This window comes from Pantoea sp. S-LA4, from assembly GCF_054482835.1.
Genome location: NZ_JBTLRC010000002.1, coordinates 3,221,623 through 3,238,076, shown reverse-complemented (window position 1 = coordinate 3,238,076; position 16,454 = coordinate 3,221,623). Strand labels below are relative to the sequence as shown.

Sequence of the window (16,454 nt, the reverse complement as noted above, 5' to 3'; positions counted from 1 at the left end):
GTGGAAAGGTTGTAAGCGATATATACTGTCGATGTTTTTCAGAAATTCTGATGAAGAGAAGCCGGTCCGTTCAGGACCGGCTTTAAGCAGGATTAACGCGGCGGCAAAGCGGACTTGATCATGCGCCAGGTACTCCAGGCACCAAATCCGCGTTTTGCCCAGCGTAACAGCATGTTGGGACTGCGAATCGAGTAAATCGCCAGCGCGCTGCTGCCGATCGCCAGATAGCGCCGTAAACTGAGGAACGTAAACCAGCCGCGGTCGTAATGGGCGGTCCCTTCCAGCCAGTCACGGCGCGCAGCGCTTAAATCAAGTCGCTCCTGCTGCACATGCTTGAGCAGTTCATGGATGCGTTCTTCACGCTCGCGGCGGCTCATTAACGTTGATCCTCAAGTAAGCCGCGGTCGGTTTCCAGCTCTTTGCGCGTGTGGCGCAACAGCGTGGATTGACGCGATTTACGTAGCGTCCAGAGCCCGAAGATAATCGCCAGCAGGAACAGCGTGCCGGTGGTGATGGCGATGGCCATCAGACGATACTGCGCATCCACTGCCCAGATGATCAACACCATCAGACTCATCAGGCCAAAAGCGGTGAACAGCATCGTCAGGCCGACCATCAACAGCAGCTGTATCAGGTTAGCTTTCTCTTCTTCCAGTTCCACCACTGCCAGACGGACGCGCGTCTCAACCATACCCACCAGCGTGGTCACAATACGCTGGCCGATGTTTATGACCCCTTTAGCCGGGCCGTGGTTATGCTGTGAATCTGCCATAGTTATCGACGCGAAATGAGGATGCCCAGTGCGACGCCAATCGCTGCACCGATACCGACACCATGCCATGGATTTTCACGCACATAGCCTTCGGCTTTCTGCGCGGCTTCGCGGGTGGTGGCAGCGATACGCTCGCTGGATTCCCCTAAGCGCTCGCGGGAGCTGTCCAGCGCCACACGCGCTTTGTTACGCAGCTTATCCAGCTCGCCTTTGGATTTCTCAGTGCTGCTGCTCAGCACCTCTTCCAGCGTGTCAGCAAGGTTTTTCAGTTCAGCACGCAAATGTTCCGATGATGTGTCTTTAGACATAAAATACTCCTTTAACATCAGTAGATTAATTCCGATTAATAGGGCTCCGCCTGTAACTTCTTCAGCTCCCGGCGCGCTTCATCCAGTTTTTGTTGTCGCTTAGCAATCTTGTCCTTGTCATGGCCCTCATCACGCTCTTCCTTGAGTTCGTGTTCGCGCTCAGCCACTTTCTGTTTCTGAGCGTTAATTCTTTCCAGATGCGCTGCTTCCAGCTTCTTGTCGGTGCAGTCAGCGCGGACTTCAGTCAGGGCGCGCTCCAGGCCGTTAACGCGGCGCTGATTGTTATGCTTCTGCGCCACCGCAATTTCACGCTGGATATCCTGCTCTTTCTGCTGACACAGCGACTCCGCCGCCAGCAACGATCCTGACAGCGACAGCAGCGCCATTCCCAGTAACAGATGATATTTCATCAGGCTTGGTACCTTCCGTTGTTACCTGACCCGTCACCACGCAGCCTGTTTGCTTGCGGCGCGTGCTGAGAATCAACTCTCGGTTAAGCATAGACATCAGCGGTAAAAAGTTCAAAGAACACCGGGAGATAGAGTTCACCTCAGACCCGAACCCTGTGGGCAGGGTCTGAGGTGCGAACAGCGAGGAAGGGAAGATCAGGCCAGCGACAGGCGTTGAGACTGTTCGTGCTGCGCCACAATAAAGCCCTGAGGCAACAGACGACGCAACACTTTTTGCGCCGCCAGACTCTGTTCTTCACTGTCGAAATGAATAATCAGCGCGTCGCCAGATGGGGTGATACTTTTGATGCGAATCCCCTGAGCGCTGAGCTGTTGGTAGAGGTAGAAGCCGTCGGGCAGGGTCGCGCCCGCATGGGAAACGCGAATCTGCACCACCGTTTCATGGCGCATCAGGGTTGGCGCCACGCCAATCGCAATCAGCGCAAACACGCCCGCGATCACCCAGGGTAACCACCGTTTCGGAATAGCCTGTAGTAATTTCATTACTCAGCTTTCCCGTTTTGATCCGCCTGTCGTTTACGCCACAACACCACCAGCGATCCCACCAGGCCAAACACCAGCAGCGCCAGCGGCAGCATCATCAGGAAGAACATCAGCTCATCCTCATAACGGCGGAAAATCGGCGTTTTGCCCAGGGCAAAGCCCAGCACGGTTAAAATGACGACCCAGAGGAAGGCGCTGACCCAGTTGAAGAACTGAAAGCGGGCATTGCTCAGACCGGACAATCCGGCGATGGTCGGCAGCAGAGTACGGACAAAAGCGATAAAGCGGCCAATCAGCAGGGCAGATAACCCGTGCCGGTGAAACAGGCTGTGGGCGCGAAGATGGTACTGGGCGGGCAGGTGTGACAACCATTTTTGCACCGTGGGCGTATTACCCAGCCAGCGGCCCTGAATATAGCTCACCCAGCATCCCAGGCTGGCGCCGGTGGTCAGCACCAGAATGGTTAGCGGAAAACTCATGGTGCCTTTGGCAATCAGTACGCCGACCAGAATCAGCAGACTGTCGCCTGGTAAAAATGCGGCGGGCAGCAGGCCATTCTCCAGAAACAGAATCATGAACAGCACGCCGTAAATGGCCCATACCAGCGTGGGGTCGGAAAGCGTTTCGTAGTCCTGTTGCCACAAGGCATGCAGCAACGCTTGCAAAATATCCATCAATCTTTCCTGAACATCATTGTTAAACATGTCCCACCGGGACTTGAGCACAGACTGGCAGTTAGTTGTAAATTTTAGGCGCGCAGCCTGGGCAGGATTTTCCGGATCCTTCCAGAATTGATCGTTAAATCAGCGACTTTATAAACCCCTGTCGCAAAGGGTAAGAAAAGGGCGATAACTGTAACAAAAATCACCTGTCCGAGACAGGAAAACTCGTCGGCGAACAGGAGTTTTACCTTGTGAAACGGCGTGTAAAAAGGAGCTTTACATGACCTGACACTATTGCAGATTAACTGACCATGTTGAGCGCTTTTTAACCACGGTTAGCGGGCGTTATTCGACCCGTCAGGCAGGATGACCGGATTTTCACCAAACATGTAACGGTCAACGTTAAATTCGAAGTCATCCGCCGTGGCATTGAACAGCATCTGTTTAGTATTTTCCAGATGTTGCCACATCGCCAGTTTACTGGCGGCCGGATCTTTACGCATCAGGGCTTTGAGGATTTGATCGTGGTCGTCGCACCAGCTGAGGATGCTGCGCTGATCGATGTGCTCGTGGAGTTTGAGCCAGTAAGGATTGTGCAGGCGATGCAGCCACATTTTTTCAACAATGGCGGCTAACGCGCTGTTCTGGGTCGACTGGGCAATACGAACGTGGAACTGCATATCCCATTCAGAGTCGCGAAAATGATCTTCCTGACGTGCCTTCTCCTGAATCGCCATCAGGTCAATAATATCCTGACGCGTCACCTGGGTAGCGGCGAACTCGGCGACGTTACTTTCGATCAGCTGACGAGCCTGCAGTAACTCGAACGGGCCGAAAGTGGCGAACTCCAGCAGGCTGCTGGTGGGAGCAATGCGATGCTGCTGCTGGCTGGCCATCACATGGATACCCGATCCTTTGCGCACCTCAACATAGCCTTCGACTTCCAGCATGATGATCGCTTCACGAACCACGGTGCGGCTGACCTCCATCTCCTCAGCAATCAGACGCTCGGCAGGCAGCTTTTCGCCGATCGGATAGATCCCGGCTTCAATGCGGCGTTTCAGCTCGCTGGCCAGCTGTTGATAGAGTCGACGGGATTCAGTGAGGTCCATAGCACAGTCCAGGTAACAAACAGTGAGTTGTTATACCACTTCATGACGGGCGAGGAAATGGGCTGGCTTGCGCCAGCCCGGCAGGTTAGCTGCGAACCACTGCACCCTGTGGCGCGGTTACCGCAGGCGTGAGCTCTGAAATCGGTTTATTTTTCAATACGGTCCAGATCACCACGGCACCCAGCAGATCGAATACCGCCAGCGCGGCGAACAGTGGACTGAAGCCCAGCGTATCCGCCAGCGCGCCGACCACCAGCGCAAACATGGTGCTGGCAGTCCAGGCTGCCATGCCGGTTAAGCCATTGGCGGTGGCGACTTCGTTGCGGCCAAACACGTCAGAGGAGAGGGTAATCAGGGCACCCGAGAGCGCCTGGTGAGCAAAACCGCCGACGCACAGCAGAGCGATAGCCACATACGGGCTGGTAAACAGGCCGATAGTGCCAGGTGCAATCATTAACACCGCACCCATCGTCACCACCAGTTTACGTGAAACGATCAGGTTAACGCCGAACCAGCGCTGAAACAGCGGTGGCAGATAGCCGCCAATAATGCAGCCAAAGTCGGCAAACAGCATCGGCATCCAGGCAAACAGCGCAATCTCTTTCAGATTGAAACCGTAAACCTTAAACATGAACAGCGGGATCCAGGCGTTGAAGGTACCCCAGGCCGGTTCAGCCAGAAAACGCGGCAGCGCAATGCCCCAGAACTGACGGTTACGGATAATTTCCAGCGCCGACATTTTGCGCGTGTTACCGGTCTGATGCTGCGCTTCCTGACCGGAAATGATGTAGTCGCGCTCCTCATCGCTGAGTTTAGTCTGCTGTTTCGGGTGCTTATAGAACACCAGCCAGCATAACGCCCAGGCCATGCTCAGGACGCCGGTGATGATAAAGGCCATCTGCCAGCTGTGCGCCATAATCGCCCACACTACCAGCGGCGGTGCCAGCATCGCCCCGATAGAGGAGCCGACGTTAAAGTAACCGACCGCGACCGAGCGCTCTTTAGCCGGAAACCATTCGCTGCTGGCTTTCAGCCCCGCCGGGATCATCGCCGCTTCCGCCGCGCCGACCGCACCGCGTGCCAGCGCGAAACCGCCCCAGCTGCCAGCCATCGCTGTTGCGGCGCAGAAGATGGCCCACAGCACGGCAAATACCGCATATCCGACTTTGGTGCCGAGCAGATCAAGTACGTAGCCCGCCACCGGTTGCATCAATGTGTAGCAGGCCGAATAGGCCGCCACGATGTAGGAGTATTGCTGCGTGGTGATATGCAGCTCAGTTTGTAGCGTGGGTGCTGCCACCGCGATAGTGTTACGGGTCAGGTAGCCTAACACCGTGCCGAGCGTTACCAGTCCAATCATGTACCAGCGTAACCCTTTGATTTTACGCATCCTCTACCTCTTCCAGTTCTGTATGCGGTCTTGCCGCTGTTGTTATCTGGAGCGGGACAGCTCGTGATGCAGCTCTGCTCACGCCCGCAGGTCCTGTCTGAGCGACCTTTAACTGACCTTGCCGTTTGTGAGTCAAAACACCCTCACGATGGAGCGAGAGCCTAACTTGTTATACAACTTTAAAAGTTGAGAGCCATCACAAAAACCCTTTCTGCGCTGTGGGATACTGGAAACCTGCGAAATGACAGCCATTTAGCACGCTACAGCCGACAAAAGTGTCCATAACCGTCGACAGAGAACGCCGTTTATGTGAGCAGGATCGCAAATAAATCCGCAGCGGGCTTAAATTGGTATGATAACTTTGGGCCATTAGCGGTTCAGTTGATGAGGATGTTGCTATGTCGCGTTTTATGACCGAGGATTTTTTGCTGGATAACGAGTTCGCCCGTCGTCTCTATCACGACTACGCGAAGGATCAGCCGATTTTCGACTATCACTGCCACCTGCCGCCGCAGCAGATTGCCGAAAATTATCGCTTCGCAAACCTTTATGACATCTGGCTGAAAGGCGATCACTACAAGTGGCGGGCGATGCGCGCCAACGGCGTACCGGAGGCGTTCTGTACCGGTGATGCCAGCGATCGTGAAAAGTTTGATGCCTGGGCGCGCACCGTGCCGCATACCATCGGCAACCCGCTCTATCACTGGACCCATCTGGAATTGCGCCGGCCTTTCGGCATTACCGATACGCTGCTGTCGGAAAAAACCGCGGATAACATCTGGCATCGCTGCAACGAACTGCTGGCGCAGGACAGCTTTACCACGCGCGGCATCATGCAGCAGATGAAGGTGAAGATGGTCGGCACCACCGACGATCCACTGGACGATTTGCGTCATCACCACGCACTGGCACAGGACAGCAGCTTCACGGTCAAAGTGCTGCCGAGCTGGCGGCCGGACAAAGCCTTCAATATCGAAGCGGAAACTTTCCTGCCGTGGATTGAGACGCTGGAGCAGTTGACTGACATCAGCGTGCAGCGTTTTGACGATCTGCGTAGTGCACTTAATCAGCGGCTGGATCACTTTGCGGCGCACGGCTGTAAAGTCTCCGATCACGCGCTGGACGTGGTCTGCTATGCCGAGGCGGACGACGCCACGCTGGACGCCATTCTGGCTCGCCGCCGCAGCGGTGCCGCACCTGACCCGCACGAGACCGCCCAGTTCAAAACTGCCGTGCTGGTATGGCTGGGCAGTGAATATGCCCGTCGCGGCTGGGTGCAGCAGTATCACATTGGCGCGTTACGCAACACCAACCCGCGTCAGTATCAGCTGTTAGGGCCGGATGTCGGCTTCGACTCGATCAACGATCAGCCGCTGGCGGAACCGCTGGCCCGCCTGCTGGGGGCGCAGAACCTCAACAATGCGCTGCCAAAAACTATCCTGTATTGCCTGAATCCGCGCGACAACGAAGTGCTGGCGACCATGGCAGGCAACTTCCAGGGCGAAGGTCAGGCCGGCAAGATGCAGTTCGGTTCAGCCTGGTGGTTCAACGACCAGCTGGATGGTATGCAGCGTCAGATGACTCAACTGGCGCAGATCGGTTTACTCAGCCGCTTCGTCGGGATGCTGACCGACAGCCGCAGCTTCCTCTCCTATACCCGTCACGAATATTTCCGTCGTCTGCTGTGCCAGATGATCGGTCGCTGGGTAGAGCAGGGCGAAGCGCCAGCGGATGAGGCGTTGTTAGGCGAGATGGTGCAAAACATCTGCTTCAACAATGCCCGCGATTACTTTGGCATTGAGCTGGGAGCCTGAGAATGAAAAGGCTAAACCGTCACGACTTTCCGGGTGCGGTCTATCGCGACCGGGTGATCCAGTTCGGCGAAGGAAACTTTCTGCGCGCCTTTATTGACTGGCAGATTGACTGGCTTAACGAACATCAGGGCACCGATGCCGGGATCGTGGTGGTGCGGCCGCGTAACCGTGAGGTCAGCGATAGCCTGAATCAGCAGGATGGTCTCTACACCACGCTGATTCGCGGTCTGAACGACCAGGGCGAGTCGGTGAGCGAAACCCGGCTGATTCGGAGCCTGAACCGCGAGATTCAGCCTTATCAGCAGTTCGGGGATTTTATGGCGCTGGCGCACAACCCCGATCTGCGGATGGTATTTTCCAATACCACCGAGGCGGGTATCGCCTTTGTCGGGACGGATCAACTCACCGACCAGCCTGCCAGCAGTTTCCCTGGCAAACTGACGCAGCTGCTGTGGGCGCGCTATTCCCACTTCGGCGGAGCCAGCGACAAGGGCTGGCTGGTGGTGCCGTGCGAGCTGATTGACCATAACGGCGATACGCTGCGCGATAGGGTGCTGCGCTACGCCGATCACTGGCATCTGCCGTCAGAATTTAACACCTGGGTTCATCAGCATTGTGCTTTCTACAACACGCTGGTGGACCGCATCGTTACCGGCTTCCCGGCCGAAAGCGCGCAGATTGAAGCGGAACTGGGCTACGAAGATCGTTATCTGGTGGCGGGTGAAGTCTACTACCAGTTTGTGATTCAGGGGCCGTCGGCGCTGTTTACCGAGCTGAAGCTGAACGCGCTGGCACCGCAGGTGCGCCACGTCGATGACATTGCGCCCTATAAAGCGCAGAAGGTAGCCATCCTCAACGGTGCGCACACCGCGATGGTACCGGTGGCGTTTCTCGCCGGGCTGGAGAGCGTTGGTGAGGCGATGGACGATCCGGCGATTGCCGGTTTCGTCGATGGACTGCTGCGTGACGAAGTGATCCCGACGCTCGACCTGCCCGCCAGCGAGCTGCACGCTTTTGCCGATGCGGTGCAGTGCCGGTTCCGCAATCCGTTTATTCGCCATGCGCTGTTGTCGATTGCGCTGAATGGCATGACTAAATTCCGCACCCGGCTGCTGACACCGTTGCTGGCTGCGCATCAGCAAAACGGCGAATGGCCAACCCGCATTACCTTTGCGCTAGCGGCGCTGATCGCTTTTTATCGCGGCGAATCGGCAGAAAAAAGCTGGCCGCTGCAGGATGATGCACACTGGCTGCAGCGCTACGCCGAAGGATGGACGGCGCTGCAGGCAGATCAGATTTCACCGGAGCAACTGGTGCAGAGCGTACTAAGCGATACGCAACACTGGGGCGAAGATTTAACCCAGCGACCCGGACTGGTGGCTGTGGTGGCCCGACACCTGCAAAACATCATCGCCCACGGAATGCGTGAGGCGCTGAGTCAACTGAGATAACGCTATGCAAGACGCAATTAAAATACATTCCCGCGACAACGTCGCCGTGGCGTTGCGTGACTTAGACGCTGGCGCCACCATCGAGGTCTCTGCGCTCTCCGTGGCGCTGCAACAGGCGGTCGGGCGCGGGCATAAGTTTGCCCTGCAGCCGATCGCTCAGGGCGAGCTGGTGATCAAATATGGTTTACCGATCGCCCATGCAACCCAGCCGATCGTGGCGGGTGAGCTGATCCATTCACAGAACGCCCGAACCAACCTCAGCGATCTGGATCAGTATCAGTACCTGCCAGACTTCGTGACCATACCGCCGCAGCCGGGCGATCGCGAAGTGCAGATCTATCGTCGCGCAAATGGCGAGGTCGGTATCCGCAATGAGTTATGGATCCTGCCGACTGTCGGCTGCGTCAATGGCATTGCCCGACAGATCCTGCAACGTTTCCTGAAAGAGACGCAGCAGGCGGAAGATATCGATGGTGCCTTCCTGTTCAGCCACACCTTCGGCTGTTCTCAGCTGGGCCAGGATCATGAAAATACCCGTACCATGTTGCAAAACATGGTACGTCATCCGAACGCGGGTGCGGTGCTGGTGATTGGACTCGGCTGCGAGAACAATCAGGTTGATGCGTTTCGCGACACGCTGGGTGCGTTTGAGAGCGACCGGGTTGAATTTATGGTCTGCCAGCAGCATGACGACGAAGTGGAAGCCGGAGTGGAACGCCTGCATGCGCTGTATGAAAAAATGCGCCATGACCAGCGTGAGCCAGGCAAGCTCAGCGAGCTGAAATTCGGTCTGGAGTGCGGTGGATCAGATGGTTTTTCAGGGATCACCGCCAATCCGTTGCTGGGGCGCTTCTCTGATCAGATGATCGCCAACGGTGGCACCACCGTGCTGACCGAAGTGCCGGAGATGTTTGGTGCGGAACGCATTCTGATGAGCCGCTGCCGTGACGAGGCGATCTTCGGTAAAACGGTCGCGATGATCAACGACTTCAAGCAGTACTTTATCGATCATCAGCAGCCGATCTATGAAAATCCGTCACCGGGTAATAAAGCGGGCGGCATTACCACGCTGGAAGAGAAGTCACTCGGCTGCACCCAGAAAGCGGGGCAAAGCCAGGTTGTGGATGTGCTGAAGTATGGTGAGCGGCTGAAAACGCCGGGCCTCAATCTGTTGAGCGCGCCAGGCAACGACGCGGTGGCCACCAGTGCTCTTGCCGGTGCCGGCTGCCACATGGTGCTGTTCAGTACCGGGCGCGGCACGCCGTATGGCGGCTTTGTCCCGACGGTGAAGCTGGCAACCAACACGCCGCTGGCCGAGAAAAAACCGCACTGGATCGATTTTGATGCCGGACGGCTGATTGATGGCATGAGCATGGATCAGATGCTGGAAGATTTCGTGGATACCATTGTGGCGATTGCCAATGGTCAGCTCACCAACAACGAAAAGAACGACTTCCGCGAGCTGGCGATCTTCAAAAGTGGGGTAACGCTGTAAGCTGGCAAAACTCGCCGTTGTCAGCGCTGGCGCGCTATACCGTTGAATATAAAAAGACGGCCTGCATGGGCTAATGCCCGTCAGTTAAGCGACCGGTGATAACGCAGTCTGGTGCCGTTCAGGGGCTGGCGGTCCTCGCGCCGCTGCGCGGTTCCTTCACTTCATTCGCCTGCCTGACGGACCGCCGGGGATGGCACATCCTGTGCCGCCCCGCCTTTCGCCCGCGTCCTGCGGGCTCTCCTGACAGACTCATTCTGTTCAGCGCTGCGGATTGCCTGCCCCTGCCCAACCCCAGCCTGCTCTGAAGCTTCAGTGCGTGTTGTTAAAAAGGGCGCTCAGGCCCGCACTCCGGCACGCTCGCGCAAAAAAAAGCTGCCACGTTTGACCGCGGCAGCCTTTGCAAAGTTAACCTTAACTGATCAGCATCAGGCCTGCACGAGCCGCCTTTTTGCTGCTTTTTACCGCTGCTGATTACGCGCGACGCGGTTCGCGTTCGGCTTCCGCCTGACAGACCGCGGCGGTAAACAGAATGTCGGTAGAGGAGTTCAGCGCGGTTTCCGCTGAGTCCTGCAGTACCCCGATAATGAAGCCGACCGCCACCACCTGCATCGCCAGATCGTTAGGAATGCCAAACATATTACAGGCTACCGGGATCAGCAGCAGCGAACCGCCCGCAACACCCGACGCGCCACAGGCACACAGCGAAGCGACCAGGCTGAGCAGAATCGCGGTCGGCACATCAATGCTGATGCCCAGCGTATTCACCGCCGCCAGCGTCAATACCGTAATGGTGATTGATGCGCCCGCCATACTGATGGTCGCGCCCAGCGGAATGGAGACCGAATAGGTATCTTCATCCAGCCCCAGACGTTTCGCCAGCGCCATATTCACCGGAATATTGGCGGCCGAACTGCGGGTAAAGAAGGCGGTGACGCCGCTTTCACGCAGGCAGGTAAACACCAGCGGATAAGGGTTGCGACGAATTTTGCTGAACACCAGCAAGGGGTTCACCACCAGCGCCATCAGCAGCATGCAGCCGATTAACAGCGTCAGCAGATGAGCGTATTGCCACAGCGCGCCAAAGCCAGTTGAGGCGAGAATCGAGGCCACCAGACCGAAAATACCCACCGGCGCGCAGCGAATAACGCAGCGAACCAGCCAGGTCACCGCATGAGACGCATCATTGAGTAAGGTGCGGGTGGTGTCACTGCTGTGACGAAACGCCAGTCCAAGACCCACCGCCCACACCAGAATGCCGATGTAGTTAGCGTTCATCAGTGCCGTGATCGGATTGGCCACCATGCTCATCAGCAGGCCACGCAGCACTTCAGTGATGCCGGAAGGCGGCGTGATTTCGGTACTGCCAGCCGCCAGGGTCAGCGTCTGCGGCACCAGATGGCTGAACACCACCGCCACCACGGCCGCGAAAAATGTACTCAGCAGATAGAGCACAATAATCGGCCGGATATTGCTCTTCTGGCCATGCTGGTGGTTAGCGATAGAGGCGATCACCAGCATCAGGACCAGCAGCGGTGCCACCGCTTTCAGCGCACTGACAAACAGGTCGCCCAGCAGCCCAACGGCCAGCGCCGCATCGCGAGAAATCCAGGCGAGCGCCACACCGGCGATCAGCCCAACCATGATTTGCTTCACCAGGCTGCCTGTAAATAGCGCGCCCAGACGTGAGGAGAGAGTTTTCTGCATAGTATTTTCTATATTTTGTCGCGGATGTAGTTTTAGCGGCGATGTTTTGCAGCGGCTAAAGCGGTTTGCCCGGCGGAGTATAAGGAAAAGATCGCATGAGAAAAGAGATAATTCTGCCAGTGTGGCGGATGTCGGGTTTTTATTATGCTGGATATGGGAAGTGTGACAGAGGTATGAAATGTCGCTGCTGGTGGCGGCAAAATAAAACAGGGGCATCCGCTGCCCCTGTAGGTAATTATGGTGCGATCTTTTTCTGGTCTCTTTTGCGGTTAACCCAGGCATTAATCAGCAGGGTTGACGCCAGAATCAGGCCGACGACGCTCAGAGAGATACCGACCGGAATGTGGTAGATATCGACAATCAGCATCTTAATACCAATGAACACCAGCACGATGGCCAGGCCATATTTCAGCATCGAGAAGCGCTCTGCCACGTTAGCCAGCAGGAAGTACATGGCACGCAAGCCGAGAATCGCGAACAGGTTTGAGGTCAGCACGATAAACGGGTCAGTGGTCACGGCGAAGATCGCGGGGATACTGTCGACGGCGAAGATAACATCGCTCAGTTCCACCATAATCAGCACCAGCAGCAGCGGCGTTGCAAACAGCACACCATTTTTGCGGGTGAAGAACTTCTCGCCATCAAGCGCGTCGGTCATGCGTAAGTGCTTACGCAGCCAGCGCACCACCGGCTTGTCGCCTACTGCGTGATCGTCCTCTTTCGCCATCGCCATTTTAATACCGGTAAACAGCAGGAACGCGCCGAAGACGTAGAGGATCCAGCTAAACTGCGTTACCAGCCAGCTGCCCGCGAAGATCATAATGGTACGCAGCACGATGGCGCCTAATACCCCGTAGATCAATACGCGGCGTTGCAGGTTCGCCGGAATCGAGAAGTAGCTGAACAGCATTAACCAGACAAAGACGTTATCTACTGCCAGCGCTTTTTCCAGCACGTAGCCGGTGAGGAAGGCGAGGGTCTGAGTGTTAGCGACTTCGCGCCCGGCGCTGCCTTCCAGATACCACCAGAACGCGGCGCTGAACAGCAGCGAAACTGACACCCAGACCAGCGACCAGACGGCGGCCTGTTTGAAAGTCATGGTTTGCGCGCCGCGGCGTCCCTGCAATAGCAGGTCGATGGCCAGCATAATCAGCACCACAACCGCGAAGCTGCCCCAGAGTAATGGCGTACCCACAGTTTGCATATTCGTATCCTGTCTGAAAAATAAAAAAAAACGGCTGAAGTCAGAAGACGTCAGCCGCTTATTTTGTTGTAAGCAAACCTCGCCTTCCGGCAAGGTCTCACTTACAACTCAGAATCAATTCCGGGTTGCCTGATGACCGGATGCTTTCGCAACGTAGTGACGATCAATCAGCTTACAAGTTACTCCCCTTTGCAGAGGCGTAAGTTACGGCTTAGCCGGTCAGGAATCAATCATTGTCGTTAATATTTAGAAATATTTACACTGACAGCCGATCGGCTGGAAATTCCACGCCGGTCTGGCGGCGAATCTCAGTCAGCAGCGCGGCGGTAATGCGTGAAACCTCCAGTGCCGGATGGTCCACCTGCTGCTGCTCAACCAGCCGGACAAAAGTCTCAGCTTCATACAGCATGGTATTGATATGCTGCGGCTGGCTCAGCGCCTGTTTTTCCGCGCCGCGCGGGATGAAGGTGAGTTTCTGACACTCGGAGAATTTTTCAATCACCAGCGCACCCGCTTCGCCCTGAATCTCACTCGGCAGGGAAGAATCACTCACCTTGGAGTGCAGGATCGTCACGTCAAAATCGCCGTAGCTCAGCACCACCACGCCGTGCGCGTCAACGCCGCTCTCCAGCAGCGTGGCCGTGGCCTGTACCCGCTGTGGTTCGCCCCACAGCGCCACCGCCGACGCCAGACAGTAATAGCCGATATCCATAATCGAGCCGTTGGACCAGCGCGGATCAAAGGTGTTGGGGTTCTCGCCGTTGAGATAGCGCGGATAACGTGAGGAGTACTGACAGTAGCTCAGCAATGCTTTACGCAACTTACCCACATCAGGCAGCGCCTGTTGCAGCCGGATAAAGTTAGGCAGGCTGGCGGTTTTAAAGGCCTCAAACAGGACCACCTGATGCTGACGGGCGCAGGCGATCATCGCTTCCGCTTCTCGCAGATTCGAGGCCAGTGGTTTCTCACAAATCACATGTTTGCCGTGCGACATAAACAGCAGCGCCTGCTGGCAATGCAGAGCATTGGGACTGGCAAGATAGACCGCATCAATCTGCGGGCTGGCGGCCAGCGCCTCCAGCGAGGTAAAGGTCTGCTCACAGCGATAATCGTGGCTGAACGCCTCCGCCTGCTGCTGACTGCGTGAATAGACCGCACAGAGTTTCATTGCCCCGGTTTCATGGGCGGCATCAATAAACTGGCGTGTAATCCAATTTGTTCCCACAATGGCAAAACGAATCACGTCATCTCTCCGGCAGAAGTAAAGCGGCAGAGTAACATCTCTCTGGCCGGGTGCAATGGGGCCGTGCGGCCAGCAGCGGATCCTGCGATCCGCATTCCACTAATAGGATGACGCGATGATTTTCGGGGACAAAACAGGGAGCGCAGGTGAAAGCAAGTAAGCACGCATTAAACTGGACCACCTTACTGATCGCCATCCCGGTCGGGTGCGCGGCATCGCTGGTGACGCTGGCTTTTCGTGGCGTAATTGAGCTTATTAATCATCTGCTGTTCGCCAGTGGCGGCGAAATCACTGAATCCGTTCACCTCTGGCCGTGGATCTTCTGGCCGCTGCTGGTGGGTGGCGGCGGGGTGCTGGCGGGTTATTTTCTGCGCTATGCGGTCGCTATTGAGCAGCAACAGACGGTGAAAACCGACTACCTGGAGGTGATAAATGCCCGTCTCGATGCGGTTCCGACCAAAACCTCGCTTTTTCGCGCCTTATCCTCCATTGCCAGCATCGGTAGCGGCGCGTCAATAGGGAAAGAGGGGCCGATGGTGCAGCTGTCGGCGCTGTGCGGCAGCGCAATTGGCCGGGTGCTGCCGGCGTCGCTTAACCTGAAAAACAGTGACGTGGTGGCGATGGCGGCGGCGGCGGGACTGTCGTCGGTCTATCACGCGCCGCTGGCGTCAGCGATTTTTGTGGCGGAGATTGCCTTCGGTATTTCCGCGCTGCAGCGGCTGATACCGCTGATTATCGCCTCGGCCGTGGCGGTGATGACCATGTGGTCGCTGGGCTTTCGCAGTGCGCTCTATCCGCTGGCGGAAGCCAGCTTCCGGATGGATCTCAGCAGCCTGGTGATGACGGTGGTGATTGGTCTGGTTGCCGGTCTGGCCGGCTGGCTGCTGATTAAGCTGATTGCCCGCAGCAAGCGGTTGTTCAGCCAGGTAGCTTCATTGCCGCTGCGGCTCGGGGCAGGTGGCTTTGCGGTCGGTTTACTGGCGCTGATCTCAACCGATATTCTCGGTAACGGTTACGAAGTGATCGTCAAAGTGATGGCGGGCCACTATCTGCTGCCAGGGCTGCTGCTGTTACTGCTGCTCAAGACGCTCGCCACCAGCCTGTCGGTGGGCTCGAATGCGGTCGGCGGCCTGTTTACCCCTTCATTACTGATTGGCGCCTTGCTGGGTGTCATTATCGCCAGCGGCGGCGCAGCGCTGCATCTGCCGCTCGGCAATGTGCTGCTCTATGCCGCGATTGGCATGGCAGCGGTGCTGGCTGCCGTCAGCCAGGCTCCGTTAATGGCGATGCTGATGGTGCTGGAGATGACGCTCAACAGCAGTCTGCTGTTCCCGCTGATGATCGCCTCGGTGCTGGCGTCGATGGTGGTCTACCGGCTGCAATCGACCAGTACCTATCCGGTGGTGAGCCATCACTTCAACCGTTCCGAAGCCAAATATGATTTCGATAATATGCGCATCGCTGAGCTGATCATCCCCGGCGCGGCGTTGCAGCCTCACGAGTCGGTCGGCCAGGCGCTGGCGGTCAGCTCGCTGAAGCGCGAACGCTACGTCTATGTGATCAATGAAGTGGGGGCGTTTCTGGGGGTGGTCTCGATCCATGAGATCTCCCGCCGGGTGCTGGCGCAGGAGATCACGCTCGACTCACCGGTGCAGTGCGTGATGGATGACGAGTTTCCGGTGGTTTACCAGAACCAGAGTATGCGCGAAGGCTGGGAGGCGTTTGCGGCGGTGACGCTGGAACGGTTGCCGGTGCTGAACAATCCGCAGGAACGGCGCTTTCTTGGGGCGCTGACCAAAACCAGCCTGATTCAGAAAGCGCAGGAGTTTCTTTAAGCGGCGTTACCGCGCATCGCCTGATCGGTCATCCACAGGCGGGCGTCAAATTCGAGCTGGTGGTAATCGGGCTCCATGTGGCAGCAGAGCTGGTAGAACGCTTTATCGTGATCCTTCTCTTTCAGGTGCGCCAGCTCATGCACCACGATCATCCGCAGAAACGGTTCCGGCGCGAGGCGGAAAAAGGTCGATATACGGATTTCGGCCTTGGCCTTCAGGTTGCCGCCCTGCACCCGCGAAATGGCGGTATGCAAACCCAGCGCATGCTTCATCACCTTGATTTTGTTATCCCAGATCACTTTACTGATCGGCGGCGCGTTGCGCATATAGCGGTTTTTCAGCGCCAGGGTGTAGTCATACAGCGCTTTATCACTCATCACATTATGGGTGTCGGGATAGCGCTGCTGCAGAAATGCGCCTAAACGCTGATGGCTGATCAACGTCTCAACCTGCTCAAGAATAGGGGCAGGATAACCCTGAAGGTAGATCAGTGAGGACATTAGGGATTCCC

At 56.7% G+C, this 16,454-nt stretch carries 16 protein-coding genes; 4 read left to right on the top strand and 12 right to left on the bottom strand.

The window, feature by feature from the left end:
• Positions 1-92 precede the first annotated feature (92 nt).
• The 8 genes from ACX3P5_RS15980 to ACX3P5_RS15945 all read right to left on the bottom strand — a co-directional run bounded on the left by ACX3P5_RS15980 (position 93) and on the right by ACX3P5_RS15945 (position 5,197).
• On the bottom strand, positions 93-377 hold the full coding sequence (locus ACX3P5_RS15980) for a YqjK-like family protein (protein ID WP_233987046.1): 285 nt from the start codon (positions 375-377) through the stop codon (positions 93-95).
• Entirely contained in the window at positions 377-772 is a 396-nt protein-coding gene (locus tag ACX3P5_RS15975) for a phage holin family protein (RefSeq protein ID WP_233987047.1), read from the bottom strand. Before ACX3P5_RS15975 ends, ACX3P5_RS15980 begins: the two co-directional genes overlap by 1 nt.
• A gap of 2 nt (positions 773-774) precedes the next feature.
• Positions 775-1,080: an ElaB/YgaM/YqjD family protein gene (locus ACX3P5_RS15970; protein WP_031377216.1), complete on the bottom strand. Its 306-nt coding sequence runs from the start codon at positions 1,078-1,080 to the stop codon at positions 775-777.
• Between the two features lie 35 nt (positions 1,081-1,115).
• Positions 1,116-1,490, bottom strand: a complete 375-nt coding sequence (locus ACX3P5_RS15965) for a DUF1090 domain-containing protein (protein ID WP_336756615.1) — start codon at positions 1,488-1,490, stop codon at positions 1,116-1,118.
• Between the two features lie 195 nt (positions 1,491-1,685).
• Positions 1,686-2,033 (bottom strand): EnvZ/OmpR regulon moderator MzrA, encoded by a 348-nt coding sequence (gene mzrA / locus ACX3P5_RS15960; RefSeq protein WP_233987049.1) that lies wholly within the window; start codon positions 2,031-2,033, stop codon positions 1,686-1,688.
• Positions 2,033-2,707 carry a DedA family protein gene (locus ACX3P5_RS15955; RefSeq protein ID WP_031377213.1) on the bottom strand — a complete coding sequence of 225 codons (675 nt, stop codon included), beginning with the start codon at positions 2,705-2,707 and terminating at the stop codon, positions 2,033-2,035. The genes mzrA and ACX3P5_RS15955 overlap by 1 nt, the downstream gene beginning before the upstream one ends.
• A 323-nt stretch (positions 2,708-3,030) precedes the next feature.
• On the bottom strand, positions 3,031-3,807 hold the full coding sequence (exuR, locus tag ACX3P5_RS15950) for a transcriptional regulator ExuR (protein ID WP_233987050.1): 777 nt from the start codon (positions 3,805-3,807) through the stop codon (positions 3,031-3,033).
• A gap of 85 nt (positions 3,808-3,892) precedes the next feature.
• Entirely contained in the window at positions 3,893-5,197 is a 1,305-nt protein-coding gene (locus tag ACX3P5_RS15945) for an MFS transporter (protein WP_233987051.1), read from the bottom strand.
• 398 nt (positions 5,198-5,595) lie between these two features.
• Here ACX3P5_RS15945 and uxaC point away from each other — a divergent pair, with 398 nt between their 5' ends.
• From uxaC to ACX3P5_RS15930, 3 genes are read left to right on the top strand one after another with little or no spacing between them, the layout of a single operon-like run.
• A complete protein-coding gene (gene uxaC, locus ACX3P5_RS15940; protein ID WP_233987052.1) occupies positions 5,596-7,011 on the top strand; it encodes a glucuronate isomerase in 1,416 nt (471 codons plus the stop codon).
• A 2-nt stretch (positions 7,012-7,013) separates the two neighbouring features.
• Positions 7,014-8,462 carry a tagaturonate reductase gene (locus ACX3P5_RS15935; RefSeq protein ID WP_458968986.1) on the top strand — a complete coding sequence of 483 codons (1,449 nt, stop codon included), beginning with the start codon at positions 7,014-7,016 and terminating at the stop codon, positions 8,460-8,462.
• A gap of 4 nt (positions 8,463-8,466) precedes the next feature.
• Positions 8,467-9,957, top strand: coding sequence for a UxaA family hydrolase (locus ACX3P5_RS15930; RefSeq protein WP_458968985.1), 1,491 nt, complete (start codon positions 8,467-8,469; stop codon positions 9,955-9,957).
• 471 nt (positions 9,958-10,428) lie between these two features.
• On the opposite strand, the gene sstT is transcribed toward ACX3P5_RS15930, so the two are convergent.
• The 3 genes from sstT to ACX3P5_RS15915 all read right to left on the bottom strand — a co-directional run bounded on the left by sstT (position 10,429) and on the right by ACX3P5_RS15915 (position 14,108).
• Complete coding sequence (gene sstT / locus ACX3P5_RS15925; protein ID WP_458968984.1) at positions 10,429-11,661, bottom strand: serine/threonine transporter SstT; 1,233 nt, start codon at positions 11,659-11,661, stop codon at positions 10,429-10,431.
• Between the two features lie 235 nt (positions 11,662-11,896).
• A complete protein-coding gene (locus ACX3P5_RS15920) occupies positions 11,897-12,865 on the bottom strand; it encodes a TerC family protein (protein ID WP_233987056.1) in 969 nt (322 codons plus the stop codon).
• A 256-nt stretch (positions 12,866-13,121) separates the two neighbouring features.
• Positions 13,122-14,108 carry a Gfo/Idh/MocA family protein gene (locus tag ACX3P5_RS15915; protein ID WP_458968983.1) on the bottom strand — a complete coding sequence of 329 codons (987 nt, stop codon included), beginning with the start codon at positions 14,106-14,108 and terminating at the stop codon, positions 13,122-13,124.
• Positions 14,109-14,254: 146 nt separating this feature from the next.
• Between ACX3P5_RS15915 and ACX3P5_RS15910 the strand changes: the two genes are divergently transcribed.
• Entirely contained in the window at positions 14,255-15,943 is a 1,689-nt protein-coding gene (locus ACX3P5_RS15910) for a chloride channel protein (protein WP_458968982.1), read from the top strand.
• On the opposite strand, the gene ACX3P5_RS15905 is transcribed toward ACX3P5_RS15910, so the two are convergent.
• Entirely contained in the window at positions 15,940-16,443 is a 504-nt protein-coding gene (locus ACX3P5_RS15905) for a M48 metallopeptidase family protein (RefSeq protein ID WP_233987059.1), read from the bottom strand. The two genes, ACX3P5_RS15910 and ACX3P5_RS15905, sit on opposite strands and share 4 nt — an antisense overlap.
• Between the last annotated feature and the right edge of the window lie 11 nt (positions 16,444-16,454).